The organism is Dyadobacter sp. CY312, from assembly GCF_021390535.1.
Classification (GTDB): Bacteria; Bacteroidota; Bacteroidia; order Cytophagales; family Spirosomataceae; genus Dyadobacter.
In genome coordinates, this window is sequence record NZ_JAJUXG010000010.1 from 1 (window position 1) to 640 (window position 640).

Annotated in this window: 2 protein-coding genes; one reads left to right on the forward strand and one right to left on the reverse strand. The window is 42.2% G+C overall.

Features of this window, described 5'->3' with window-relative positions:
• On the forward strand, positions 1-321 hold a 321-nt coding region (locus tag LZG71_RS14940; RefSeq protein WP_233821613.1), incomplete at its 5' end, for a hypothetical protein.
• Positions 322-411: 90 nt separating this feature from the next.
• Here LZG71_RS14940 and LZG71_RS14945 read toward each other — a convergent pair.
• Positions 412-640, reverse strand: a 229-nt coding sequence (locus LZG71_RS14945) for an AraC family transcriptional regulator (RefSeq protein WP_233821615.1), incomplete at its 5' end; no start/stop codon positions are given.

Here is a 640-nt window from a genome sequence, read left to right on the forward strand (position 1 = left end):
CCAAACCTTTCCAACATTGGTAACACATTGAGCCGTGAACAAATATTACAGGCTTTGGTAGAACCAAGCGCAAGAATTTCTCCGGGATTCGGCATGGTGATATTGACACTGAAGGACGGGACATCAGCCGCGGGAATTCTTACCTCCGAAAATGAACACGAGCTGGTACTGAAAACATCGGAAGCGGAGCCTTTAAAAATTGCAGTAGCAAGGATTGCCAAACGGGACAACGTTCCTTCGAGCATGCCGCCAATGGGAAGCATCATGACAAAAAGAGAAATTCGGGACGTAGTTGAGTTTTTATCCGGGTTGAAAAAATAAGATTCTTTTAACCAATTGTTCAAAAGCCTGACCTTAACTGTCAGGCTTTTGTGTTGTTGGGAAAAGCAACGCAAAAAATCTTCAGTTAAGTTACTCACCTCGAACTTGTCCAGAAGCATATTCACTCGGTGTTTTACCAAATTGTTTTTTGAACTCTCTGCTAAAATGTTTTCTGTCGTCGTAACCCACCATAGAAGCAACTTGCCGAACCGAGAGACTATCATTTTTTAAGAGTCTGGCGGCCAACTTAAAACGGATAAGTTTTACAAAGTCGTTAATGGTTAGGTCGGTTAATGCCCTGAGTTTTTGATACAATACC